This is a genomic window from Diaphorobacter ruginosibacter (assembly GCF_014395975.1).
Lineage (GTDB): Bacteria > Pseudomonadota > Gammaproteobacteria > Burkholderiales > Burkholderiaceae_C > Diaphorobacter_A > Diaphorobacter_A ruginosibacter.
Window position 1 is genome coordinate 268,089 of record NZ_CP060714.1, and the last position, 21,863, is coordinate 289,951.

At 64.9% G+C, this 21,863-nt stretch carries 20 protein-coding genes and 1 pseudogene; 10 read left to right on the forward strand and 11 right to left on the reverse strand.

Translation table 11 applies throughout. The features are described from left to right. Nucleotides 1-7: 7 nt before the first annotated feature. Nucleotides 8-1,431: pseudogene (locus tag H9K76_RS01305) on the reverse strand (aldehyde dehydrogenase family protein). Beyond that, nucleotides 1,428-3,095, reverse strand: a complete 1,668-nt coding sequence (locus H9K76_RS01310; protein WP_223196271.1) for a thiamine pyrophosphate-dependent enzyme — start codon at nucleotides 3,093-3,095, stop codon at nucleotides 1,428-1,430. The pseudogene H9K76_RS01305 and the gene H9K76_RS01310 overlap by 4 nt, the downstream one beginning before the upstream one ends. 180 nt (nucleotides 3,096-3,275) lie before the next feature. Here H9K76_RS01310 and H9K76_RS01315 point away from each other — a divergent pair, with 180 nt between their 5' ends. The 6 genes from H9K76_RS01315 to H9K76_RS01340 all read left to right on the forward strand — a co-directional run bounded on the left by H9K76_RS01315 (nucleotide 3,276) and on the right by H9K76_RS01340 (nucleotide 9,401). After that, complete coding sequence (locus tag H9K76_RS01315; protein ID WP_187597817.1) at nucleotides 3,276-4,841, forward strand: ABC transporter substrate-binding protein; 1,566 nt, start codon at nucleotides 3,276-3,278, stop codon at nucleotides 4,839-4,841. 3 nt (nucleotides 4,842-4,844) lie between these two features. After that, entirely contained in the window at nucleotides 4,845-5,819 is a 975-nt protein-coding gene (locus H9K76_RS01320; protein ID WP_187597818.1) for an ABC transporter permease, read from the forward strand. Continuing rightward, on the forward strand, nucleotides 5,816-6,838 hold the full coding sequence (locus H9K76_RS01325; RefSeq protein WP_187597819.1) for an ABC transporter permease: 1,023 nt from the start codon (nucleotides 5,816-5,818) through the stop codon (nucleotides 6,836-6,838). The genes H9K76_RS01320 and H9K76_RS01325 overlap by 4 nt, the downstream gene beginning before the upstream one ends. After that, nucleotides 6,835-7,713 carry an ABC transporter ATP-binding protein gene (locus H9K76_RS01330; protein ID WP_187597820.1) on the forward strand — a complete coding sequence of 293 codons (879 nt, stop codon included), beginning with the start codon at nucleotides 6,835-6,837 and terminating at the stop codon, nucleotides 7,711-7,713. Before H9K76_RS01325 ends, H9K76_RS01330 begins: the two co-directional genes overlap by 4 nt. Then, a complete protein-coding gene (locus tag H9K76_RS01335) occupies nucleotides 7,653-8,699 on the forward strand; it encodes an ABC transporter ATP-binding protein (protein ID WP_425489717.1) in 1,047 nt (348 codons plus the stop codon). The genes H9K76_RS01330 and H9K76_RS01335 overlap by 61 nt, the downstream gene beginning before the upstream one ends. A gap of 174 nt (nucleotides 8,700-8,873) precedes the next feature. Beyond that, complete coding sequence (locus tag H9K76_RS01340; protein ID WP_187597822.1) at nucleotides 8,874-9,401, forward strand: MarR family winged helix-turn-helix transcriptional regulator; 528 nt, start codon at nucleotides 8,874-8,876, stop codon at nucleotides 9,399-9,401. A gap of 41 nt (nucleotides 9,402-9,442) precedes the next feature. Here the strand turns inward: H9K76_RS01340 and H9K76_RS01345 are convergent, their stop codons facing one another. The 4 genes from H9K76_RS01345 to H9K76_RS01360 form a co-directional block, all read right to left on the reverse strand. Continuing rightward, entirely contained in the window at nucleotides 9,443-10,408 is a 966-nt protein-coding gene (locus H9K76_RS01345; RefSeq protein WP_187597823.1) for a porin, read from the reverse strand. Nucleotides 10,409-10,584: 176 nt separating this feature from the next. After that, nucleotides 10,585-12,156 (reverse strand): PepSY-associated TM helix domain-containing protein, encoded by a 1,572-nt coding sequence (locus H9K76_RS01350; RefSeq protein ID WP_187597824.1) that lies wholly within the window; start codon nucleotides 12,154-12,156, stop codon nucleotides 10,585-10,587. Between the two features lie 11 nt (nucleotides 12,157-12,167). Next, complete coding sequence (locus tag H9K76_RS01355) at nucleotides 12,168-14,366, reverse strand: TonB-dependent receptor (protein ID WP_223196272.1); 2,199 nt, start codon at nucleotides 14,364-14,366, stop codon at nucleotides 12,168-12,170. Nucleotides 14,367-14,454: 88 nt separating this feature from the next. Next, nucleotides 14,455-14,814 (reverse strand): DUF2946 family protein, encoded by a 360-nt coding sequence (locus H9K76_RS01360; RefSeq protein ID WP_187597825.1) that lies wholly within the window; start codon nucleotides 14,812-14,814, stop codon nucleotides 14,455-14,457. Nucleotides 14,815-15,049: 235 nt separating this feature from the next. On the opposite strand from H9K76_RS01360, the gene H9K76_RS01365 reads away from it, so the two are divergent. Next, entirely contained in the window at nucleotides 15,050-15,370 is a 321-nt protein-coding gene (locus H9K76_RS01365; protein WP_187597826.1) for a plasmid stabilization protein, read from the forward strand. A gap of 141 nt (nucleotides 15,371-15,511) precedes the next feature. Here the strand turns inward: H9K76_RS01365 and H9K76_RS01370 are convergent, their stop codons facing one another. From H9K76_RS01370 to H9K76_RS01380, 3 genes are all read right to left on the reverse strand, one after another. Next, nucleotides 15,512-15,757, reverse strand: coding sequence for an ElaB/YgaM/YqjD family protein (locus H9K76_RS01370; protein WP_187597827.1), 246 nt, complete (start codon nucleotides 15,755-15,757; stop codon nucleotides 15,512-15,514). 92 nt (nucleotides 15,758-15,849) lie between these two features. After that, nucleotides 15,850-16,206, reverse strand: coding sequence for a PRC-barrel domain-containing protein (locus H9K76_RS01375; protein ID WP_187597828.1), 357 nt, complete (start codon nucleotides 16,204-16,206; stop codon nucleotides 15,850-15,852). 23 nt (nucleotides 16,207-16,229) lie between these two features. Beyond that, complete coding sequence (locus H9K76_RS01380) at nucleotides 16,230-16,811, reverse strand: hypothetical protein (RefSeq protein ID WP_187597829.1); 582 nt, start codon at nucleotides 16,809-16,811, stop codon at nucleotides 16,230-16,232. A gap of 451 nt (nucleotides 16,812-17,262) precedes the next feature. Between H9K76_RS01380 and H9K76_RS01385 the strand changes: the two genes are divergently transcribed. Both H9K76_RS01385 and H9K76_RS01390 read left to right on the forward strand, forming a co-directional pair. Then, nucleotides 17,263-17,859, forward strand: a complete 597-nt coding sequence (locus tag H9K76_RS01385; RefSeq protein ID WP_223196273.1) for a lipocalin family protein — start codon at nucleotides 17,263-17,265, stop codon at nucleotides 17,857-17,859. Nucleotides 17,860-18,096: 237 nt separating this feature from the next. After that, entirely contained in the window at nucleotides 18,097-18,333 is a 237-nt protein-coding gene (locus H9K76_RS01390; protein ID WP_187597830.1) for a hypothetical protein, read from the forward strand. 67 nt (nucleotides 18,334-18,400) lie between these two features. Here the strand turns inward: H9K76_RS01390 and H9K76_RS01395 are convergent, their stop codons facing one another. After that, nucleotides 18,401-20,023 carry a hypothetical protein gene (locus H9K76_RS01395; protein WP_187597831.1) on the reverse strand — a complete coding sequence of 541 codons (1,623 nt, stop codon included), beginning with the start codon at nucleotides 20,021-20,023 and terminating at the stop codon, nucleotides 18,401-18,403. A gap of 250 nt (nucleotides 20,024-20,273) precedes the next feature. On the opposite strand from H9K76_RS01395, the gene H9K76_RS01400 reads away from it, so the two are divergent. Further along, the gene (locus tag H9K76_RS01400; protein ID WP_187597832.1) at nucleotides 20,274-21,065 is read left to right on the forward strand and encodes an SDR family NAD(P)-dependent oxidoreductase; all 792 of its coding nucleotides are present in this window, start codon (nucleotides 20,274-20,276) and stop codon (nucleotides 21,063-21,065) included. 3 nt (nucleotides 21,066-21,068) lie between these two features. On the opposite strand, the gene H9K76_RS01405 is transcribed toward H9K76_RS01400, so the two are convergent. Beyond that, on the reverse strand, nucleotides 21,069-21,836 hold the full coding sequence (locus H9K76_RS01405; protein ID WP_187597833.1) for a class II glutamine amidotransferase: 768 nt from the start codon (nucleotides 21,834-21,836) through the stop codon (nucleotides 21,069-21,071). Nucleotides 21,837-21,863: the final 27 nt, after the last annotated feature.

The window sequence follows — 21,863 nt, forward strand, 5'->3', positions numbered from 1 at the left end:
CAATACCTCACATAGCGCCCTGGAGCGACTTCACTTCGAAAAATTCTTCCAGTCCGTAGCGGCCGTATTCTCGGCCCAGGCCGGACATCTTGTAGCCCCGAACGGGGCCTCGAGGTTCAACGGCGCGCCGTTGATCACCACCTGGCCCGTGCGGATGCGACGCGCCGTGGCCTGCGCCCGTGCGCGATCGGCGGACCAGACGCCGCCCGACAGGCCGTAGTCGCTGTCGTTGGCGATGCGCACCGCGTCGTCCACGTCGTCGTACGGAATGATGGACAGCACCGGGCCGAAGATTTCCTCGCGCGCGATGAGCATCTCGGGCCGCACATCGGTGAAGACCGTGGGCCGCACGTAGGCACCGCGCGCCATGCCCTCGGGCTGCCCTGAACCTCCCAGAAGCAGCCGTGCACCCTGTTGCACGCCGGACTCGATGAAACCGCGCACCCGCTGCTGCTGCAGCAGGGATGCCACGGGCCCGAGCTTCGTGGCCGGGTCGTGCGGATCGCCGACCGTCCAGGCCTGTGCGGCCAGGGCGATCTGCTGCTCCATCTCGCCCTGGCGGGAGCGGGGGACGAGCACGCGCGACAGGCAGGCGCAGGCCTGGCCGGAGTTCGCATAGCCCTGCTTGACCACGGTGGCGACGATGCTGCCCAGGTCGACGTCATCCAGCACGATGTTGGCCGACTTGCCGCCGAGCTCCAGCGCCACCTTCTTGAGCGTCGCGGCGGCGGCTTCCGCCACCCGCTGCCCGGCGCGCGTGGAGCCCGTGAAGCTGACCATGTCCACATCGGGATGCCGGACCATGGCCTCGCCCACGTTCAGGCCGGTTCCCAGCACCAGGTTGAAGACACCGGCGGGCAGGCCTGCTTCATGGACGATTTCCGCGAACACGCAGGCGTCAAGGGGCGTGATCTCGCTGGGCTTGAGCACGACGGTGCAGCCGGCCACCAGGGCCGGCGCGACCTTGGCAGTGATCTGATGCAGAGGGAAGTTCCAGGGTGTGATCGCACTGACCACGCCCACGGGCTCCCTGACCACCAGCGTGTCGCCAATGACCTCCTCGAGCGCGAGCGTTTCCATTGCGCGGGCCGCGATGTTGAGGTTCTTGACGGGCAGGCCCAGTTGCGCAAGGCGGGAGAACGCGAGTGGCGATCCCATCTGCGACGTCACCAGCAGCGCCAGCTCCTCGGAGCGGCGCAGCACGCCTTCACGTACGCGGTCCACCGCCGCGATGCGCTCGGCCACCGGGGTCGCGGCCCAGCCCGCGAAGGCGCGCCGGGCTGCCGCCACCGCACGGTCCACATCCGCGGGACTGCCCGCGGGGGCGTGGCCGATCACCTCTTCCGAGGCCGGATTCACGACGGGAATGAATTCGGTTCCGGAGGAGCGAATCCATTCACCGTCGACATAAATCGCGTCTTGCTGTTTCATGGCCGTCCTTCAGACTTCGCCCAGCGGGTTCGGGGGGCCACGCGCGGGGCCTTCGAGAAGGTATGGATCAGGTGCCACGGGCCGGGCATGGCCTGCACCTGTACCTCGATCAGCGTCGGGCCGCCGGCCTTGAGCGCGGATTTCACCGCGCTGCCCAGGCCGTCCGGGGAATCCACGCGCACGCCATTCAGGCCGAATGCGTCGGCGAGCTTGAGGAAGTCGGGGTTGTGCAGGTTGGTGCCGATCTCGCGCTTGAACACATTGCTCTGGATGCGCTTGACGTTGCCGAAGGCTCCATCCGCGAACACCACGGTGACCAGGTTGGCGCGGTACTTGGCCGCGGTGGCGAGTTCCTGCAGGTTCCAGCCGAAGCCGCCGTCTCCGTTGATGGACACGACCGCCTTGTCCGGGTTGCCGAGCGCCACGCCAAGGCCCGTGGCGAAGCCATAGCCCAGCGTGCCCTGGTAGCCGGGCGTGATGAACGTGCGCGGCGAGTACACCGGGTAGGAGAACGTCGAGGCGTAGCCGATCTGCGTCAGCTCGTTCACCAGGATGCCGTCCTCCGGGATCGCATCGCGCAGCGCCTGCACGTAGGACAGCTGGGGCTGGATGAAGGCGATCTGCTCGTCGCACCAGGCCTTCACCTGGGAGACTTCGGTGGAGCGGGAGGGGGCCTTGAGGCCTTCGACCCGCTCCAGCAGGGCCAGGCAGCCGAGGCGGGCGTCACCCTCGATCGCCAAGCCGCTCGCACGTGGCGTCGTCATGTCGCGGGCCTCCACGTTCAGGTAGATGAACTGGGTCTTGTCCGACGCGTGGGTGGGGCGCCCGATGCCGTCGACAAAGCGGCTGCCGATCACCAGCACCACGTCCGCATGGGGGAACACACAGCGGCCGCCCAGGTGCGGAAGTGCCAGCGGATGGCGGCTGGACAGCGCGCCGCGCGCGTTGTCGCTCATGACCACCGGGGCCTGCAGCGTTTCCGCCAGTTGGCGCAGCGCATCCGCCGCACGCGCGGCCAGGACACCGCCACCCGCGTAGATCACCGGGAAGCGGGCCTTGCGCAGCAGCTCGGCTGCCTTCTCGATGCCCTTCTTGTCTTCTATGGCGGCCGGGCTGGCGGCCGCCGCACCCAGCAGCTGCACATCGGCGCGTGCCTGCAGCACGTCGGGCGGGATCTCCAGCGCCACCGGCTGGGGACGGCCGGAGCGCAGCTGCTCGAAGGCCTGGTGGACCAGGGACGGAATCTCCTGCGGCGTGCGGGCCAGGCGATTCCACTTGGTCACCGAGTTCAGCAGCTGCGACTGTCCGGGCACCTCATGCAGCATGCCGAGGCCCTGGCCGATCTGGTGTGAAGGGATCTGGCCGGTGATGCACAGCACCGGGGAGTTGCATGCATAGGCCGTGGAGAGGCCGGCCATGGCGTTGAGCAGGCCGGGGCCGGGCACCACCATGCACACGCCCTCCTTGCCGCTCGTGCGTGCATAGCCGTCGGCCATGTACGAGGTGGCCTGCTCATGGCGAGGGGTCACATAGCGCAGGTCCTTCTCGACGTCGAGCAGCGCATCGGTCGCCCAGTCGAGCTGCACGCCCGGAATGCCAAAAAGATCGCTCACGCCTTCCGCCACCAGCTGTCGCGCCAGGGCCTGTCCGCCGGTCATTTCCATTGTTTCATCTCCTTGAATTTGAGGTTTGATATTCGCGTTTACACCAATTCGAATTAATTGACTTTGTCATTCGATTCCATAGAATTCTGTTGACTGTAATTGATTATGTCAAGTAAATTTTCGACAGCGAATTCACGGATTTTTGGCCCTTTCAACTCGAACCATACGGAGACTTTTGCCATGAAACGAATCCCGACCATCCTTGCTGGCATCGTCAGCACCACCCTCATCGGAATGACGCCCGCCCATGCCGCCGAGATCAAGATCGCGCAGGCGACGGACATCACTTCCATGGACCCGCAGTTCGCCAATCTCCCGGGCAACCTGACGGCCGCCAAGCACATGTTCGATTCGTTGACCGAGCTCGATCCGGAGGGACGCCTGCAGCCGTCGCTGGCGGAGTCGTGGAGCCGTGTGGACGCGCGCACCTGGGAGTTCCGCCTGCGCAAGGGCGTGGTCTTCCAGGATGGTTCCCCGCTGACGGCCGAGGATGTCGTCTATTCGCTCGCGCGCCCCGCCACGCTGACCAGCTCACCGGCGACGCTCAATGGCTTCCTGAAGGACATCAGCAAGGCAGAGGTTCCGCAGAGCGGTGTCGTGCGCCTGACCACGACGACCTCTCTTGCCGTGCTGCCCAACTACCTGGCGGCGGTACCCATCGTGTCCAAGAAGGTGACCGAAGGCCTGAAGCCCGAAGATTTCGAGACCGGCCGCGGCATGGTCGGCACGGGGCCCTACAAGTTCGTGCGCTTCCTGCGCGGCGACCGCCTGGAACTGGTGCGCAACGACAAGTACTGGGGCAAGAAGCCGAGCTTCGACAAGGCGACGCTGCGCATCATGCCCAATGCGCCCGCGCGCACGGCCGCACTGCTCTCGGGCGAGGTGGATGCGATCACGGCTGCGCCTGCTGCAGACCTGCCCCGCATCCAGAACAACCAGAACCTGACCGTGTACAAGAAGCCCACGGCGCGCGTGACGTTCTGGGTGATGAACCAGTATTCCGATGCCCTGCCGGAGGGCACCGACCTGGCGGGCAAGCCGCTTGCCGTCAACCCGATGAAGGACGTGCGCGTGCGCCTGGCCTTCTCCAAGGCCATCGACCGCGAGGCGATCGCCACCCGCGCCATGGAAGGCCTGGGGGTCGCCACGCAGAACACCATTCCCAGCGCCATGTTCGGCTACAACCCCGATCTCAAGCCAGAGCGTCCGGACCTCGAGGGCGCCAAGAAGCTGATGGCCGAAGCGGGCTATCCGAACTGCTTCGGTCTGTCCCTCTACGCCCGCAACGACAACCATCCGACAGAGCCCATCCAGGCGCAGGCCGTGGGACAGATGCTGTCGCGCCTGGGCTGCAAGGTGAAGGTCGAATCCATTCCGACGAGCGTGCTGTTCACCCGTGCCAACAAGCTCGAGCTGGGCATGATGCTGATGTCCGCCGGCAACGATGGCGGTGACATGGGCGTGTCGCTGGAGTACATGTTCAGCAACCCGACCAACAATCCGTTCCGCAAGATCAACATCCAGACCTACGACTCGCCCAACTTCTGGAAGCCGCTGCGCGAAGGCCTGGAGTCGGTGGACGACACCAAGCGCGCCGAGCTGTACCGGCAGGTCAGCAAGGTGCTGCACGACGAGGCCGGCGTCCTGCCCACCACGCTGCTCGTGGGTGCCTGGGCGGCGCGCAAGGGCGTGCGCATCACTCCGCGCTTCGACGAGCGCCTGTACGCATTTGAAGCAAGCGAGTAATTTGTGATCGGATTCATCTTTCGACGGCTCGCCCAAAGCGTGGTCGTCCTGTGGCTGATGTCCGTCGTCGTGTTTGCCGGGATCTTCATCGTCGGGGATCCGACGGCCATGATGATCCCGGACAGCGTGACACCGGAAATGCGTGCGCAGATGGTGGCCGCGCTGGGCCTCGACCGCTCGCCCCTGCACCAGTACTGGGACTTCGTCCTCCAGCTGCTGCAGGGCAGCCTGGGACGCTCGTTCGCCACCGGCCTGCCGGTGGCCGAGCTCATCGGCAGCCGCCTGACCGCGACGATGGAGCTGGCCGTCACGGCCATGATCATTGCGATCGTGGTCGGCCTCCCGCTCGGTCTGTTGGCGGGCCTCTATCCGGAGCGCCTGCCGGGCCGCGTGATCACCACGCTGTCGTCCATCGGGTTCAGCCTGCCCACCTTCTGGGTGGGCCTCATGCTGATCATGGTGTTCGCCGTGCTGCTCGGCTGGCTGCCCTCCAACGGGCGCGGCCCGACCTCGAGCTTCCTGGGCCTGCAGGTGAGCTTCCTGAGCTGGGACGGACTGAAGTACCTGCTGCTGCCCGCGCTCAACCTGGCCATCTTCAACGCGGCGATGATCATCCGCCTCACGCGTTCCTCCACGCGCGAGGCGATGCTGCTGGACTACGTGAAGTTCGCGAGGGCCAAGGGCCTGAGCGAGCGCCGCGTGGTGTGCGTGCATGTGCTCAAGAACATCCTGATCCCGATCATCACGGTCATCGGCATCAACTTCGGCGGCATCATCGCGTTCTCCGTGGTCACCGAAACCATCTTCGGATGGCCCGGCATGGGCAAGCTGCTCATCGACTCCATCAACGCCCTGGACCGCCCCGTGGTGCTGGGTTACCTGATGTTCGTTGTCGTGATGTATCTGGTGATCAACCTGATCGTCGACATTCTTTACTCCGTGCTTGACCCCCGCATCGTGCTGGGAGACTCCCAATGAGCGAGATATCCACCTCTCATGCAGATGCCGTGGCAGAACAGGTCCTGCGCGTCCGCAACATCCATCCCGCCTCCACCAGCGACCAGCTGGAGCCCTCCCCGGCAAGCGACAAGCGAACCAGCGCCCTGACCTCGAAAGGCGGCAAGCGCTCGCCCGGATGGGCGCTGTGGCGCGAATTCAAGAAGAGTCGCATCGCATGCATCGGCCTGGCGGTGTTCGTGCTGCTGGCCGTCATCGCCATCCTGGCGCCCTGGATCACGCCGCAGAACCCCTACGACCTGCAGCAGCTGTCCGTGATGGACGCCCGGCTGCCGCCCGGCTCGCCGGCCTTCGACGGAAAGATCACCTACTGGCTGGGAAGCGACGAGCAGGGGCGGGACATGCTGTCGGCCATCATCTACGGGCTGCGCATCAGCATGTTCGTGGGCGTGGTCTGCACGCTGATCGCCTTCGTGGTCGGCACCATCCTCGGGTTGATCGCGGCATACACCGGCGGCGTGGTCGACAGCTTCATCATGCGCCTGGCCGATGCGCAGCTGTCGTTCCCGTCGATCCTCATCGCGCTGATCTTCCTGGCGCTCTTCGGCAAGGGCGTGGACAAGATCATCTATGCGCTGGTGCTGGTGCAATGGACCTTCTACGCGCGCACCGTGCGTAGCTCGGCGATCGTCGAGCTCAAGCGCGAATACGTGGAGGCCGCGCGCGGGCTGCAGATCTCGCACGCACGCGTGATGTTCCAGCATGTGCTGCCCAACTGCATGTCGCCGCTGATCGTCGTGGCCACGGTGCAGGTGGCCATCTCCATCGGACTCGAGGCCACGCTGTCCTTCCTGGGCCTGGGGCTTCCGATCACCGAGCCATCGCTCGGCCTGCTGGTGTCCAACGGCTATGCCTACCTGCTGTCCGGCTACTACTGGATGAGCTTCTTTCCCGGACTGGCGCTGCTGGTGGCGGTATTGAGCCTCAACACCGTGGCCGACCAGCTGGGGGACATCCTGAATCCGAGGTTCAAGAAATGAGGCAGATCTCCCATCAAGACAACACGCCCCTGCTCGAAGTCCGCGACCTGCACACGCAGTTTGCAACCCAGGACGGCATCGTGCGGGCGGTGGACGGCGTGAGCTTCACCCTGCAGAGGGGTGAGATCTTCGGTCTGGTCGGCGAGTCCGGCTCGGGCAAGTCGCAGACCGGCTACTCCATCATGGGCCTGATCGATCCTCCCGGCCGGATCGCGAGCGGCAGCATCAAGCTGAACGGCCAGGAACTGGTGAACCTGCCTCACGCCGGCTGGCGCAGCATTCGCGGGCGGCGCATCGCGATGATCTTCCAGGATCCGATGATGACGCTGAACCCCGTTCTGCGCATCGGAACCCAGATGACCGAGGCCATCCTGGCGCATCGCAAGGTGAGCAAGGAGCAGGCCTTGCAGGAGGCGCATGACGCGCTGGTCAAGGTGGGCATCCCGTCGCCGGGGCAGCGCCTCAAGTGCTACCCGCATGAACTGTCCGGCGGGATGCGCCAGCGCGTGGTCATCGCCATCTCCCTTCTGAACAAGCCGGACCTGTTCATTGCCGACGAGCCGACGACGGCGCTCGACGTGACGATCCAGAGCCAGATCCTGTTCGAGATGCAGAAGCTGGTTCGCGAGACCGGGACCTCGCTCATCTGGATCACGCACGACCTTGCCGTGGTGGCCGCACTCGCGGACCGCATCGGCGTGATGAAGAAGGGCCGGCTGGTCGAGGTCGGGCTGACCGACGATGTGATCGAGCGTCCCCAGCACCCCTATACCCAGGCGCTGATGAGAGCCATCCCCGGGAACAGTCCGCGCGGATCGAAGCTGCTCACCCTATCCAACCATCAAGACGCCGAACTCCCGGCCGCTTCACTATGACTGCGTTGCTGCAACTGCAAGGTGTTTCCAAATCGTTCTCCCGTCCGCAGGGCATCGTGTCCCGCCTGGGATCCAGGTTGCTGGGCCGCGCGCCGTCAGCACCGGTGCAGGCGCTGCACAGGACCGATCTGGAATTGAAGCAGGGGGAGGTGGTCGGCCTGGTCGGCGAGTCGGGCTGCGGCAAGTCCACCCTCGGGCGGATCGTGGCCGGACTGCACCGGTCGGACACGGGCCATCGTTTCTTCGACGGCAAGGAGATCGATCGCCTGCAGGGTGACGAACATCTGCGCAGCGCCCTGAACATCCAGATGGTGTTCCAGGACCCGTATGCGTCGCTGAACCCGCGCATTCCTGTGGGGCGCGCGGTGGGCGAGGCCGCAGTGCTGCACGGCATGGTGCCACGCAGCGAGGCGCGTGCGCGCGTCAAGGAACTGTTCGAGCAGGTGGGGCTCGAGGCCGACTGGGTCAGCCGCTTCCCGCACCAGTTCTCGGGAGGCCAGCGCGCCCGCGTGGGCATCGCACGGGCCTTGTCGGTGCAGCCCAGGCTGCTGGTGTGCGACGAATCCGTTGCGGCACTCGATGTATCGATGCAGGCACAGGTCCTGAATCTGTTCATGGACCTGCGCCAGCAACGCAACCTGACGTATCTGTTCATCAGCCACGACCTGGGAGTGGTGCATCATATTGCCGACCGGGTGGTGGTGATGTATCTCGGGCGCATCGTCGAGTCCTGTCCCACGCAAGAGCTCTACGACAAGCCGGCACATCCCTACACGCAGGCCCTGCTGGCCAGCGTGCCCCGGCTGGAGTCCCGCAAGCGCGCCTTCATTCCGCTGCAGGGCGAAATCCCGTCGCCGCTGTCACCGCCGTCGGGCTGCCACTTCCATCCGCGTTGTCCGCATGCCAGCGAGCGTTGCAGGCAGGAGGCACCCGAGTTGAAGGAGGTCGCACCGCAGCACATGGCTGCATGCCATCTGTTTTCGTAGCAATGGCAGGGCCTACACGGCGGCGCCGGCGAGTGCAAATGCATCCTTGGCGCAATCCGCTGGCGAGGCCCTGCCCGTACCATGCCGGGAGAGAGTGCGGTTCACGCATGACCGACCACGGCAACCATTGATGTCGCATTGAAGGGGGTAAGAGTGCGCAAGAAAAAGTCCAACATGCCAGATACAGAGCCAACAGAACCCGCCAAGCCGAGGAGCCGTGCCACACGCTCTTCCGATGGAAAGGCGGCCATCGGCATTCGAGACCTGGTGTCCTATCGCCTGCAGAAGGCAACCTACTTTGCCACCAAGGGGGCGTATCTTTTCTATGCCCACGAGTACGAGATCACGCCCGTGGAGTGGCGCCTGCTGGGCAACCTCTATTCCGATGGAAGCATGTCGCTGGTGCGCCTTGCGGAAGAAGTCGACACGCAGCTGGCGCAGGCCAGCCGGACGATCGCAAGCCTGGTGAAGCGGGAGTTGGTCATCGGCCAGACCGATGAGGAGGATGGCCGGCGGGTCAGCCTGTCCCTGACGCCGAAAGGAAAGGCGCTGTACCGCAAGCTGCTGGCCGAAGCCGTGCGTTACCACAACCGCCTGATGGAGAGCCTGACGCCTTCCGAGCAGGACATTCTGCTGCAGGCGCTGGAGAAGCTCGCCGTGGTGGGACAGGAACTTCTCGCGGAAGAAAACGAACGCGGCTGAGACCCCTCTGTTAACCCCAGCCGCGTTCCACAAACCAGGCGTCAGAATGCGTGCCGTACACCGATGGCCAGGGAGTTCTGGTCCTGGCCCGGCTGCACGCTGCCGAATGCCGAGTAGGTAGCGGCCTTGTCGTTGTCCACCATCGTGTAGAAGGCGTACAGCTTCGTGCGCTTGGACAGGTTGTAGTTGTAGCCGATGGTCGCCTGCGTGGCGCCGCTGTCGGCGACATCGCCGCGCTTGCCGGCGCGACCCACGTTCAGGTGCAGTTCGGACGCGCCGAAGGCATACATGCCCATGAGGCGCGCATTGTTGCGCTTGGCACCGTTGAAGTCGTCACGCTCGTAGTAGCCGCCCACCTTGAACGGGCCGACGGAGTAGAGCGCGCGCAGCACGCCGAGCTTGTTGTTGCCGCTGCTCGAATAGCCTGCGGACAGCTCCCAGCCACCCATGTTGTATTCCAGCGTGGCGTTGCGTGCATCGGCTGGGCGCGCTTCCTTGAACGAGTACGAGAACTCGCCGCGAAAACCGTTGTAGACGGGCGTGGAGTAGGCGACCGTGTTGCTGCGCGCGCCGAATGCGACGCCGAAGCCATACAGTGTGTCCGACGAGGTTCCCGTGTCGTGGTTGTGCAGGCTGACCCAGTCGGCGCTGGTCAGGTAGGTGATGTTGGTGATGTGCCCCATCCTGAACTGGCCGAACTTGCCCTTGAGGCCCATGTAGGCATCGCGGTCGAAGCCATTGGCGGTCACACCGGTGCTGGAGTCGAAACCCTGCTCCAGCCGGAAGAAGGCGCTCAACCCGCCGCCCAGGTCTTCCGTGCCGCGCAGGCCCCAGCGAGATGCATTGTTCTGAAGCACGTTCACGCGGGACTGGTCACCCGTTTTCTGTGATTCGACAGTGGTGTTGACGCGTCCGTAGATCGTCAGGGACGACGTACTCTGGGCATAGGCGGCAGGCGCTGAAATTGCAGCCAGCAGGACGCTGGCATGGACAAACCGGTTTCGCATGGATCCCTCACAGGTTGATAAAGTTAATGAAAGTCTTGTCGCTCAAGGTACGTTGGCTTGAGTGGCAGTTTAATTAACAGAATCAACTATTTAGACTCGGAAATTCCCCCTCCCGAATGGCTCGATTCATTTCGCTGGCGTGAACATCGGACCGGGGCTGTGAAGGATCCGCGCGGTCATCCGCGGCTGTGCGCAACCCCCTTTTCTGCGGTGGCTGATCGCTGGTTGCGGGTGCGCACCCTGCGGCCCACGGACAGGACGAGCCGCCGGTATCCGAGGATCACGCCCGTGGCTGCCAGCGCGAATGCGCCCATGCTCAATAGAACCAGTACGAGCTGGCGTGGCCAGGCATTGCGCAGCATCCACGACAGGTCCCAGCTATGCAGGAAGTTGAAGAGCCAGCGGCCGGTGCGCTGGGCGCGATCCACGCTGAGCACCACATCGCCGGAAGCGGGGCTGATATAGGCCATGGTGGCGCCGGGATCGCCGAACTGCACCCGCAGCACGGGCAGGCCGCGTGACGCGGAGCCATACATGGACGCCTCGTCCCGACGGTAGTAGTAGGCATCGAAGGACTGCATCCAGGTGGCCGAGCGCAGGTCGAATGGCAGCAGCGTGCGCGCGGCGCGTTCCAGCGCCGCGGGCTCCAGTTCCTCGCGCAGCTGGATGAGTCCGTCGCTCGCGGAGACCAGCACGCGCGTGGCGCCCGTGCCATCGGAGGCCAGCAGATAGGGCTGCCCGCCCAGCACCTTCCAGTCGATCTCGCGGGTATCGAAGCCTGCGGCCTGCAGCATGGTGAGGGCGTCGTGCGCGCCGAGGGCGGGACGGGTCGTGCCGGGACTTCCCTGTTGGTAGGCGCGCAGGTCGGGACGTGCTCCGGCGGGGCTGAAGATGCCCAGCGGGTTCATGGACATCAGGCCGCTGAAGATCCACAGGATCATCACGGTGCCGAACACCAGGCCCGTGATGTGATGCCAGCGCATCTGGAATTCACGGTACGGGGTCCTGGAGCCCGACTTGTAGCGTCCCGCGAACCGCCAGCGCCAGATGCCGACCAGGGCTCCCGCGAGGGCGGAGAGGGTTCCGACGGCCGACAGCCCGATGACGATCCAGCTCCACACCGGATCCCTCGCGCCGTCGCGGAACGCATAGACCCAATGCAGCCATGCGCCCACGTAGTTCCAGTAGCGTTGCATGCGCGGCACGGCCATGACCACCTCGCCGGTGGCGGACGAGATGTACAGCAGGTTCGCGGCAGGGTCCTGCATCTGCACCTGGATCAGCGGCCGGTGCGGATCGAGCTGGCCCGAGTGAGTCCAGCGGTCGTCCTGCGTCCAGCCTTGCACGGTGCCCTCCGAGCCGGGCAGGAACGCATGGGCGCTGCGCAATCCGGCGGCCTCGTCAGCGCGCGGCAGCACCGCACCCGTGACCGCATCGACCATCCGCAGCGTACCGTCTCCCTCCTTGAGACGGTAGCGGGGATGCCCAGCAACGCTGGTGAGCGTGATCTGCTGCACGGCCTCGGGAGCTCGGCTGTGCAGCAACGCGGCCTCCACGGGCAGGCAGCACCGTGCGGCCGCCAGCGGGGGCAAGGCCCCGAGGCGTTGCGCGGGCAGCAGCTTGGGGTATCCCACAAAGAGCATCACCGCTCCGCTCACGACCCACAGGGCCATCAGCACGCAGGCGGCCACCCCTGTCCAGCGATGGACCAGGAACACCAGCCGTTTGGCATGGGCAACGGACACCATGGCGGCCTCGCTCAGAAGCGGTGGTTCAGGGTGACCTCGTATCGCCGGCCTTCGCCGACGAACCACTGGCTGTTGGTGTAGTAGGCCGTTGTGAAGTAGCGCTTGTCGAAGACGTTGAAGCCCCGCAGCGTCAGTGTGGTGTCCGCGCCGGCCTTCCACTGCAGCGCCAGGTCGGCCGTGGTGTAGGCCGGGAGCTTCAGGGTATTGGCGTTGTCCGCATAGCGCTTGCCGACGTGGCGCAGGCCTCCCGACAGGGTCCAGTGGGGCATGAACTTCCATCCCACCCAGAGGTTGGCCACGCGCTCGGGCACATCGGTGGGCACGTTGCCGTTGCGCGAGACGACTTTTCCGCCGACCGTCTCGCTGAAGTCGTCGTACCGTGCCTTGAGCAGGGCGACGTTGGCATCGATCTGCACCGACCGTGCGGCCTGCACCGACAGCGTGCCCTCGATGCCTCGGGATGAGCGTTCGCCGACCTGGATGCGCAGTGCGGGGTTCGATGGGTCGCGTGTGAGCAGGTTGTTCTTGGTGATGGAATACGCCGCGAGGGTCCAGTCGCCCTTGCCATCGGCGAACGACTGCTTGATGCCGACCTCGAACTGCTTGCCCGTGGAGACATCGAAGGCGGAGTTGGCCGCCGTCAGCATGAGCAGTCCGCTCACCGGATCCGCCGCCTTCGATGCCTGGGCATAGAGGGAGGTGTCGGACGTCAGCTTGTAGACCGTGCCCAGGCGCCAGCCGGTGTTGGCATAGCTGCGCGTGAATGCCTGCGTGCCTGCGACGAGGTCCTGGCGGGAGAGATCGGCATGGTCGAAGCGTGCGCCGGCCACGAGGGACCAGCGCTCGGTCAGCTCCAGCCGGTTTTCCGCGAACAGAGCGTATTGTTCCGCCTTGTTGCGGTAGCGCGGAATGAACGGCTCGGGGCTGGCGAAGTAGCCCGGGTCGGGGTGGTAGGGATCCACCGAGCCGGAGCTGCCGGTGTACGTATTGTTGGTGTGCTGGAACGATGCTCGATTGACATCGAACCCGATGGAAGCCTGGTTCGGCCGGCCCCACAGGCTGCCGCTGAACGTGATGTCCGTGGTGTTGCCGGTCTGGGTCTGGTCGTGGCCGATCTCGGTGTTGCCCGAGCGGTCGATCAGGCCGGTGGCGGCGTTGTACGCATACGCCTCGGCGTTGCGCCAGTAGCGGTCGCTGCGGATGTGATAGAGCTTGCTGCGCACCATGACATGGTCGCCGGGCGCCCATTGGGCGAGCAGCTCGGTCCACTGGTCCTTGAACCGGATGCGGCTGTCCGCGACGTTGTAGTTGCGCTCGCGGAGGGCGGGGTCCTGCACGCCGTTGATGAGCGGCGTGCCGAAATAGCGCATGGGGCTCTGGCGCCCCTCTGCATGCGACAGCTGGAGGCTGAGGTCGCGCGTCGCATCCCAGCGCAGGGCGCCGGAGAACGAGCGGTTGCTGGAGTCGCCGCGATCCACCCAGCCATCGGACTGCTCGCCGCTGGCGTCGAGCCGGTACGACCATTGCTCATTGATCGCACCGCCGCTGCCAAAGGCCAGCGCGCGCTTGCCACGGGTTCCCGCCGTGGCCTGGACCTCGCTGCGTATCGCTTCGCGCGTGGGTTTCTTGGGGACCACGTTGACCACGCCGCCGATGGCACCGTCGCCATAGATCACGGAGGCCGGGCCACGCAGCACCTCGATGCGGTCGATGGACCAGGTATCGAAGGGGAAGCTGATGCCCACCCCGCCGTATTGGCGCGTGCCGTCATAGAGGCGCATCACCGATGTGGCGTCAGTGAATCCCCGCGCCGACAGGGCGCTGCCGCTGTTGCCCGGATGCCCCAGGCTGGTGATGCCGGTGGACCGCGTGATGGCATCGGTCAGCGAGGCGTCCCCCCTGGCCTCCAGCTGTTCGCGCGTGGTGACCTCCACGCTGGCGGGCGTGTCGCGCAGGCTCAGATCGAGGCGGCTGCCGGTGCCGGTCGGGCGTTCCAGCGCCGAGTCTCCGGCCGAGTGCACGGTCACGGCTTCCAGCGTGGGCACGGTTTGGGCTGTACTGGTGCCTGTACCTGCGTAGGAAAGGAGCGGGAGCGCCAGCCACCAGGGCAGCCGGACTCTGGCCGATGAAGGTTGGGCGTTTCCGGTGGGCGCGGACGCCAAAGGACGGGCGGCGCTTTCCAGCGTCGCTTCAAGAAGGGGACGGGTCATGGTGGTTCTGCATGCAAGTGAATCGGCCGGGCAGAGCAGGGCCCGGCGGCGACGTTGCGCAACCGGCGTTCCTGCCGGCTGTGCGGGCTTACATGAGGACGGGAGGGCCCCGGGGCGGAAGAGGTGCGCCGACCAGCGCGGCAATGCGCGCCGAGACCACGGGGTGCAGTGCAAGCCCCAGCGGCTGCAACTGCTCGAAATGCAGGGTGGGATGGGCCGGCGGCGTGATGATCGCCAAGCACAGCGGGCAGTCCAGCGAATGATGGGGGCCGGGAACGGCCTGCCCGTCTTCGTCCAGCATGATCACCTGCATGCTGCCGCTGCTCGTGCAGACCACTTCCATGGCCTGGGGGTGCACGATGGGCGAAGCCACGGCAATGCCCAGGGTCAGCATGAACCACGCCATCACGAGGCGGGCCAGGAACCGGGAGTTGCGCAGCATTTGCATGACCGGCGATTGTAGGTGTGTGGCTTCAAATGGGGGCACCACGGCCGGTTTTATTTTTCGTCGATAGGCCTTCGAAAAATGCATATCGGATGCATCCCTGCCGACAGCGCGCAAGACATTCCTGCCGGTCGAATCCGTGCCTTGCTGACAGACCCCGCCTCCCCTGGGGCGGAGCATGGAGTTCCGGTGCATGGAGAACGCCTTGCGCCGGATCGATGAACGAAAGGAGTCGAACATGCCACGAGGGGATAAATCCGCATACACCGACAAGCAGAAGCGCCAGGCCGAGCATATCGAGGAGAGCTACGAATCGCGCGGGGTCAAGCACGATGTGGCCGAGGCGCGTGCCTGGGCCACGGTGAACAAGCAATCGGGTGGGGGCAATCTGTCCGGGTCGGGCAGGGGCGTGCCCGATACCCATGTGTCCGCGCGCAAGGGCGGACGGCTGGGGGGCAAGGCCTCCGCGCAGCGATCCGCTGCCGAACGATCTGCCTCGGCGAAGAAGGCGGCCGCAACGCGCAAGCGCAATGCGGCAGCGGCTGCTTCAGCCCGCTAGCGTGCGGGCAGCGTCCTCGCTGACCGGGTGACCCTCATCCGGTCTCGAGGGGACGTGCCGAGGGACAGGCAGAAAAAATCCCGCAAGGCCAGGATCGGCCTTGCGGGATTTTCATCGAGAGTGCAGGCGGCCCGATGCGGATCACCTGCGGCCCAGGCAGTAGCCGAGCAGCGCGCCGACCACCAGCGCACCGCCGGCGATGCGCCAGGGTTCATCGTGCGCATACTGGTTGGTGGTGTGTGCGGCATCCCTGGCCCGGCTCACAGCCTCGTCGGAAGCGCCGACGATGGTGTCGCGCGCGCTGTCCCGGGTCGATGACAGCAGGGTGTTCAGGTCGCCCAGCAGCTGCTCCAGCGAGCTGGATGACGAGTGGGATGACAGTTTCATGGTGCATCGCTCCTGTGTGTTCGTGTGTGTGGTGAATGATCACGGGGCTGGTGCCCGCCCCGGGCGGCAGGCCGCCTGGCGGGCTGCCCACCTCAAAGATAGGGCAGGCCGTAGTAGTCGTAGACCCTGCGGCCGTATTCGTCCGTGTACTCGGGGGTCGTGTCCTGCGCGTAGCGGGGTGCGCCCTCCAGTTGCTCCTTGGCCAACGAGACAACGTAGCCACCCTGCATCGGGTCGTACTTCAGCATTTCCCAAGGCAGGGGATAGCGGTCGGTGCCGATGCCGAGGAACCCGCCGAACTCCATGACCGCGTAGCGCACGCGGCCCGAAAGCTTGTCGATCATGAGCGAGTCGATGGAGCCGAGCTTCTCGCCCGCAGGGTTATAGACCGTGGTGCCATTCACCTTGTCGGACGAGATCACGCTGGATGCTGTATTGGGGGTAGTCATAAGTTTGTTCCTTTCCTTGTGCCTCACTGGGCAAAACGTGTCTTGGCGTCGTTCACGCAGGTGTCCTTGGCCGCACCCGACAGGGCGTCGCAGCGCTCCTTGGCCGCCTTGTATTGCGCGTCGCGCGTTTCCTCCGCGGCTTCCTTGCGGACTTCGGAGACATCGGCCGCACGGCGCTGCGGTGTGGCGCCTGCCGGGTCGGCCTCGGCTCGCATGACCTTGGCCGCTTCCTTGGCCTTCACGTGGGCTGCCTGGGCGTCCTTCTTGCAGACATCCTTGGCATTGCCGCTCTGGTCATCGCAGCGTTCCTTGGCCACTTCGTAGTCGGCGTCCGCGCGGGCCAGGCGCGCCTTGTACTGGCGGCTTTCCGTCGGATCGGCGCGCGCTTCCAGTTCGGCTCGTGCCACCTTTTCATTGCCCTTGGCCTGTTTCTCGCACACGTCCTTGGCGTTCCCGTTCTGGGTCTTGCACTGGGCCATGGCGGATTTGTACTGCGCGTCGATATTGTTTTTCTCAGCCTTGACTTCGTCACCGGTCAGCGCAAACCCGGAAAGGGAAAACAGAGAGGCCGCGACAGCGCTGGTGATTTTCATGCTGATATTCATTTTTTTCTCCATTGACATTAGGAGCCTTTATCGTAGATCAGGGGATATTCATCGTCTGCCATCCATGAAGAATATGGTGTGTAGGATCGAGCTTATAGGGTTTGCATTATTTAAAACGGCTTGTAATTTGATACCTGGGTGAACATTTAAAGACCATTCAATGGAAAGGTCGATGTTTTGGGGGAGGTGTCCTACTGAGCTGAGGCGCGGCAAGGGTTAGCATGAAACGAGAGGGTATTGAGGTGATTAATCGCTTGGTATCTCATATAGGCGATGAAAATCATCGGGAAACGTCGGGTCATATACCCCTATGTTCATTTATCGGAATGCGCATGGGATATGCGAGGCCCGTGTGATTTCATTGAATTCATTTCAGGAAGATGAGGGAATGTGGTCCGGTGAATAACAAGACCCCTCTCTTCCATTGGAGGGAATCAGCAGAGGATTCAGCATGAACTTGATTGCAAGACGATTGTTTCCATTGGCCTCCAGATCACTGGCCATGGCGGCTGCCGGCAGCGCCGCGCTGTGGTTCTTCGGTGAACGCGTGAAGGTGCCGGCAGGCGTCACTCCGCAGCGCGATTTCGATATCGTCCGGTACATGGGACATTGGTACGAGATTGCGCGGCTGGAGCAGCGATTCGAGCGGGGCCTCACTTCGACCTCGGCGGACTACACCTTGCAGGATGACGGAACCGTCCAGGTGGTCAACCGGGGCTACAACCCGGAGACGGGTTCTTGGGAGGAAGCGCGCGCCGTGGCGCGCATGGCTGGTGATCCGACGGTCGGAGCATTGAAGGTGTCGTTTTTCCGGCCGTTCTATGGCGGCTACAACGTAGTGCACGTGGACGACGACTACGAGACCGCAGTGGTCGTGGGTGATGGCACGCAGTACTTCTGGATTCTTGCCCGCTCACCGGACGTTGGCGAGCGCCGGTATGAAGAGTTGTTGGAGATCGCAAGGCGTAACGGGGTCCAGACGGAGAAGGTCGTCCGGATTCCGCAAGGCGCCTCCTTCGCCCAACCGGCGCATGCGGAGCAGGAGTGAGCTCATGATGTGCATGCCATCCCTGTTGCAGGCAGCCGTGCTGCGGAAGAACTGTGCCGTGCGCCTGCATTCGCCTCAGCCCATCCCGCCCGTTGCTCCGCCCGTGCAACCACCCCCCGCACCACCCGAGCCCATTGATCCGCCGCAGCCTCACCCGCCGGTGGAGGAGCCGCCCGGGCCGTTGATGCGATCGCGGCGCTTCCTGGATGGAGCGTTCGAGAGCAAGGGAGTCAAACCATGACGCAAGCTTCCCGAATCACCGACGTGGCCATCGTCCAGCTCGAAGACGGTTCGCGAGCGACCCTGACCTGCACCTGCGGCGCCGATGGCGCCGAGGAACTGCTCGTCAACAACCGCCGCGTGAGCACCACGTCGGACGGCAAGCTGATCGCGGACGATACCGGCGCGGAGCTTGAGGTGGTGGGTTACCTCGGCACGTGGCGCCCCTCGGACGCCCCGGCCAGGCCCGCCTGATCGGCGCATGGCCGCAGACGCGGCCGGACGACGCGCCGCGGGCCGGCGGCGGCGGGGGTGGGTGCTGTCAATTTCCCGCGTCGAAGAAGACGTTGCACAGGTACTTCACGGGACTGCCGTTGACCTTGCCGTTTTCAGCGCAGTAGCAGGCAGAGACCTTCTGCGCGTTGTACATCTCCAGGTCGCCATTGAGGTCGCGCTTCTGGGCCATGCGGCAGGCATCCTGCACGGTGCCATCCACGCCCATGTCCAGCCAGCCAAAGGTGTAGAGGCGACCCTTGTAGCAGGCCTCCGGCGGCTTGGTCGTCAGCGCGGGGCCGGTGCCCGAACCTCGGGGCGAGCCGCCATCGGGCGTGCATGTGGCGGTCTCGGGCGGAGTGGCGGTGTCACCCGGCAGGGGATAGCCCCGGCTGGCGAAGTCGGCACGCGCGTCCTGCACGGCGGTGGGTGTTTCGTTGGCGATGGCCTTGACGACCGCATTGCCCAGCACCGAGGTGATCACGTTGGTCGGAGGCGATTTGTCGTTCTTGTTGAACCACTGCAGCATCTTGTTGAACTCGCGCATCACCTCATACACATAGGCGACGATCTGGGGCGTTTCCTCGTCCTGCAGGTCTTCGTAGCTGACGAATTTCTCCGCGTGCAGCGGCGTGCAGCTGTACAAGTCGAAGCAGTAGTTGAACTGGTAGGTCTGGCCCATCTGCGGAACGATGCCGATCCGCAGCATGACACCCATCGGAGCCACGCGCACGCCGCTGCTGGGGGCCACGCATTTGCCCTGGGCCCAGTACTCGCCTTCGGGGCATTGGCCGGCATGGTCGCGCGGGCTGGGCTGGCCGCCGTTGAAGTCGAACGCCTCCACGCTCACGTCCTTGCCGTTGGGCAGCAGCAGCACGCCGTCGCCGCTGTCGGACAGGCTGAAAGTGGCCTTGCCCGAGTGGCCGGGCACCTGCACGGGCTCGCGATAGGCGCCCTGCAGCGGCTGGCCGTGGCTGAACTGCACCAGCGGAGCCGTCAGCGCCAGCGTCTGGGTGAGCGTCGCGGTCATCGTGTACCAGGTGGGCCTGCCGTCGTCCTTGTACATGAACGAGGCGATGAACGCGGTGGAACCCTGGACCTCGATGAAGTAGCCGCGGCCGCTTTCATTCTTGCTCCAGTACCAGCCGTTGCGGAAGGGCGCATTGGACGGCTGGAACGCGGGGACGGAAATGGGAAAGCGCTCGAGCAGGATGGTGGACGGAGCCTTCCCGTTGGGAGCGACCTGCATTTCCGCATGCATGTCCGCGTCGAACGCCAGCGTGGCGGAGCCTACGTTGGAGGAGGTGGGCACGCGGTAGGTGCCGAGCAGCGACTGCCCGTTCTGGAAGCGGTCGAGTTGCCCCGCATAGGCGCCGTTGGGCTGCCGGGCGAGCGTGGAGGTGTACCAGACGGCCTCGCCGCTTTCCTCGTACATGAAGCCGGCGAGGAACAGCCGGTCGCCCTGCCGCTCGATCGCAAAGCCGCGTCCGCTCTCGCGGGCGTTCCAGTACCAGCCGGTGACGGGCTCCACATAGGGCTCGGCCAGCTTGGCGATGGATGGCGATGGTGACGGCGATACGGACTGCGCCTGCGCGGGCAGGCCGGTGCCCAGCATGGCCGTGCACAGCAGCGCGCCGGCAAGGCGCGCCCATCGTTGAAGGGTTGTTGTCATTCCTCACTCCGCATGAAATGTTTGCTTACATGCAGTATCCCCGCCGCGGCAGCGCGGTTCAAGCACAGGCTAACCCGCATTTCGGTCAATGGGGTTGACGGTGGACGCCGTGCGATGTGAGGCCTTTGGACTGCGATCGGTCACCACGGGCGCAGAATAGGGCTCATGGGCCCTTGCCCATGGAATGAAAGGAGACAGGCATGCAAGGAGACAGACGGATGCAGCGGACGATGACAGGCGGGGTGCACTGATGCAGGGTACCGAAGGCACATCCGGCAAGGTGGCCGCGGTGACGGGCGGAGGTTCGGGCATTGGCGCGGCGGTGGCCGGGCGCCTCGTGCGCGCAGGCTTTCGTGTGGCGGTGATGGACATCCAGATCGACCATGCCAGGGCGGTCGCCGACGCATTGAATGCGCAGCAGCCCGGTGCGGCGCTGGCCGTGGCGCTCGACGTGCGCAGCGAGCTCTCGGTGCATGAGGCGTTCACGGCGGTGGAGCAGTGGGGCCGGTGCGTCGACGTGCTGGTCAACAGCGCGGGCATCATGCACGTGGCGCCGGTGATGGAGTGCTCCGTGGACGACTTCCGGCGCGTGATGGACGTGAACGTGGGCGGCACGTTCCTGTGCTCGCAGCGTGCGGCGCGGGGCATGATCGGCCAAAGGTACGGCCGCATCGTGAACCTGGCCTCGATCAGCTCGGAGCGTGCGGGCGTGGGGCGCGTGGCCTATGGAACGTCAAAGACGGCCATCTGCGGACTCACGCGGCAGTTCGCGATGGAGCTCGGGGCGCATGGCATCACCGTGAACGCGGTGGCGCCGGGTCCGGTGCTGACACCCATGACCGAGCAGAACTACACCCCTCAGACGCGCAGGGCCTTCGAGGCCATGATTCCCGCCAAGCGCATGGGCGGCGTGGACGAGATCGCCGATGCGGTGGTCTTCCTGTGCGGCGATGGCGCGGCCTATGTGAATGGCGTCACGCTGCCCATCGATGGCGGCTATCTCGCGGCGGGCATCGGTACCACGGCGGGCATCGACGCGTGATTTTCAGCTTTCGCGCGCCTGCCCGTTCACGAACACCTTCAGTTCGCCGCTCTGGAACGCGGTCCATTCCTCGTTCGAGGTGAGCGGCGCGGTGACCACGACCGCCACCTTGTCGTCGGGCGTGGTCTCCGAGGCGAAGTTCACCTTGAGGTCCTCGTCGCACAGCTGTGCCTGCATGAACGGATGCTTGCGCTCGATGTAGTAGAGGTGTGTCGACGCATGCGCCCACAGTGCCTGGCCGTTGGAGAGCAGGAAGTTGAACGTACCGTGCTTGGCGATGCCGGGAGCGAGCTCGCGCAACGTGATGGTGAGTTCGTCGATGCTCGGCATGCGCGCATGGGACTTGGACAGCTCCTGCATCAGCCAGCAGAAGGCCTGCTCGCTGTCGGTGCTGCCCACGGGCTGGAAATGGCTGTGCAGCTTGGGGCTGAAGTTCTTCAGGTCGCCGTTGTGCGCGAACACCCAGTAATGGCCCCAGAGCTCGCGCACGAACGGGTGGCAGTTCTCGAGGCTCACCACGCCCTGCGTGGCCTTGCGGATATGGGCAATGACGTTCTTGCTGCGGATCGGATACTCGCGGATCAGCTTGGCGACCGGCGAATCGATCGCGCGCTCGTGATCGACGAAATGGCGCAAGCCCTTGTCCTCGAAGAACGCGATGCCCCATCCGTCGGTATGGTCGCCGGTCTTGCCTGCGCGCTGGGTGAACCCCGAGAAACTGAAGCGCACGTCAGTCGGGGTGTTGCAGTTCATTCCTAGAAGCTGGCACATGCAATGAATGCTTTCGCGGTGGGAGGG

Bases quoted from the DNA above. Each gene is read 5' to 3' on its own strand.
- H9K76_RS01310 (WP_223196271.1), bottom strand. From the start codon at position 3,095: ATGGAAATGACCGGCGGACAGGCCCTGGCGCGACAGCTGGTGGCGGAA.
- H9K76_RS01315 (WP_187597817.1), top strand. From the start codon at position 3,276: ATGAAACGAATCCCGACCATCCTTGCTGGCATCGTCAGCACCACCCTC.
- H9K76_RS01325 (WP_187597819.1), top strand. From the start codon at position 5,816: ATGAGCGAGATATCCACCTCTCATGCAGATGCCGTGGCAGAACAGGTC.
- H9K76_RS01330 (WP_187597820.1), top strand. From the start codon at position 6,835: ATGAGGCAGATCTCCCATCAAGACAACACGCCCCTGCTCGAAGTCCGC.
- H9K76_RS01340 (WP_187597822.1), top strand. From the start codon at position 8,874: ATGCCAGATACAGAGCCAACAGAACCCGCCAAGCCGAGGAGCCGTGCC.
- H9K76_RS01345 (WP_187597823.1), bottom strand. From the start codon at position 10,408: ATGCGAAACCGGTTTGTCCATGCCAGCGTCCTGCTGGCTGCAATTTCA.
- H9K76_RS01350 (WP_187597824.1), bottom strand. From the start codon at position 12,156: ATGGTGTCCGTTGCCCATGCCAAACGGCTGGTGTTCCTGGTCCATCGC.
- H9K76_RS01355 (WP_223196272.1), bottom strand. From the start codon at position 14,366: ATGACCCGTCCCCTTCTTGAAGCGACGCTGGAAAGCGCCGCCCGTCCT.
- H9K76_RS01360 (WP_187597825.1), bottom strand. From the start codon at position 14,814: ATGCAAATGCTGCGCAACTCCCGGTTCCTGGCCCGCCTCGTGATGGCG.
- H9K76_RS01365 (WP_187597826.1), top strand. From the start codon at position 15,050: ATGCCACGAGGGGATAAATCCGCATACACCGACAAGCAGAAGCGCCAG.
- H9K76_RS01370 (WP_187597827.1), bottom strand. From the start codon at position 15,757: ATGAAACTGTCATCCCACTCGTCATCCAGCTCGCTGGAGCAGCTGCTG.
- H9K76_RS01375 (WP_187597828.1), bottom strand. From the start codon at position 16,206: ATGACTACCCCCAATACAGCATCCAGCGTGATCTCGTCCGACAAGGTG.
- H9K76_RS01380 (WP_187597829.1), bottom strand. From the start codon at position 16,811: ATGAATATCAGCATGAAAATCACCAGCGCTGTCGCGGCCTCTCTGTTT.
- H9K76_RS01385 (WP_223196273.1), top strand. From the start codon at position 17,263: ATGAACTTGATTGCAAGACGATTGTTTCCATTGGCCTCCAGATCACTG.
- H9K76_RS01390 (WP_187597830.1), top strand. From the start codon at position 18,097: ATGACGCAAGCTTCCCGAATCACCGACGTGGCCATCGTCCAGCTCGAA.
- H9K76_RS01395 (WP_187597831.1), bottom strand. From the start codon at position 20,023: ATGACAACAACCCTTCAACGATGGGCGCGCCTTGCCGGCGCGCTGCTG.
- H9K76_RS01400 (WP_187597832.1), top strand. From the start codon at position 20,274: ATGCAGGGTACCGAAGGCACATCCGGCAAGGTGGCCGCGGTGACGGGC.
- H9K76_RS01405 (WP_187597833.1), bottom strand. From the start codon at position 21,836: ATGTGCCAGCTTCTAGGAATGAACTGCAACACCCCGACTGACGTGCGC.